Annotated in this window: 1 protein-coding gene; it reads right to left on the bottom strand. The window is 67.7% G+C overall.

Annotated elements, in window-relative coordinates; translation table 11 throughout:
- A partial coding sequence (locus tag DFO68_RS15600; RefSeq protein WP_166637596.1) for a hypothetical protein occupies positions 1-1541 on the bottom strand: 1541 nt, incomplete at both ends.

Genomic DNA, 1541 nt, shown 5'->3' with positions numbered 1-1541 from the left:
CTCGGGGTATCGCTATCTTGGGTCGTGGCGTTGGCGCTGTCGGTGGCAGTCAGGCTCACCGCGGGCAGCTCGGTGCCGGCGTTGATGGCGTCGACACCGGCCTGGGTGAGCACCACGTCCTCGCCGTCGAAGGCGTAGTAGCCGGCGTCGTTGCTGCCTGGGCTGAAGGTGACTTGACCGGCACTGGCGGTAAGCGCGCCGTCTTCTTCGTCACTGGCGCTGAAGGTGGCGACGCTCTGGCCCGCCACGGCGTCGTTTTCGTTGAACGCAGGCGCCGCGGTCACGTCGATGGTCGGGCCGTCGTTCTGCGCTACATAGCTCGGGGTATCGCTATCTTGGGTCGTGGCGTTGGCGCTGTCGGTGGCGGTCAGGCTCACCGCGGGCAGCTCGGTGCCGGCGTTGATGGCGTCGACGCCGGCCTGGGTGAGCACCACGTTCTCGCCGTCGAAGGCGTAGTAGCCGGCGTCGTTGCTACCTGGGCTGAAGGTCACTTGGCCGCCACCGGCGGTCAGGGCGCCGTCTTCTTCGTCGCTCGCCGTGAACGTCGCCATGGTTTGGCCCGCCACGGCGTCATTTTCGTTGAACGCGGGTTCGGCAGTGACCGCGATCGTCGGGCCGTCGTTCTGGGCGGTATAAGTCGGCGTCGCCGCGGCATTGGCGGTGGCGTTGGCGCTGTCGGTGGCAGTCAGGCTCACCGCGGGCAGCTCGGTGCCGGCGTTGATGGCGTCGACACCGGCCTGGGTGAGCACCACGTTCTCGCCGTCGAAGGCGTAGTAACCGTCGTTATTCGTGCCCGGCGTGAAGGTCACTTGGCCGCCACCGGCGGTCAGGGCGCCGTCTTCTTCGTCGCTCGCCGTGAACGTCGCCATGGTTTGGCCCGCTACGGCGTCGTTTTCGTTGAACGCGGGTTCGGCAGTGACCGCGATGGTCGGGCCGTCGTTCTGGGCAGTATAAGTCGGCGTCGCCGCGGCATTGGCGGTGGCGTTGGCGCTGTCGGTGGCGGTCAGGCTCACCGCGGGCAGCTCGGTGCCGGCGTTGATGGCGTCGACGCCGGCCTGGGTGAGCACCACGTTCTCGCCGTCGAAGGCGTAGTAACCGGCGTCGTTGCTACCTGGGCTGAAGGTCACTTGGCCGCCACCGGCGGTCAGGGCGCCGTCTTCTTCGTCGCTCGCCGTGAACGTCGCCATGGTTTGGCCCGCTACGGCGTCGTTTTCGTTGAACGCGGGTTCGGCAGTGACCGCGATGGTCGGGCCGTCGTTCTGGGCAGTATAAGTCGGCGTCGCCGCGGCATTGGCGGTGGCGTTGGCGCTGTCGGTGGCGGTCAGGCTCACCGCGGGCAGCTCGGTGCCGGCGTTGATGGCATCGACGCCAGCCTGGGTGAGCACCACGTTCTCGCCGTCGAAGGCGTAGTAGCCGGTGTCGTTGCTGCCTGAGGTGAAGTCAACGCCCCCGTTAGCCACGGTCAGGGCGCCGTCTTCTTCGTCACTCGCCGTGAACGTCGCCACGCTCTGGCCCGCCACGGCGTCGTTTTCGTTGAACGC

The sequence above is a fragment of the Halomonas ventosae genome (genome assembly GCF_004361885.1).
Classification (GTDB): domain Bacteria; phylum Pseudomonadota; class Gammaproteobacteria; order Pseudomonadales; family Halomonadaceae; genus Halomonas; species Halomonas ventosae_C.
The sequence above is the reverse complement of the archived record's forward strand: the minus strand, read 5'-3'. Positions and strand labels throughout refer to the sequence as shown.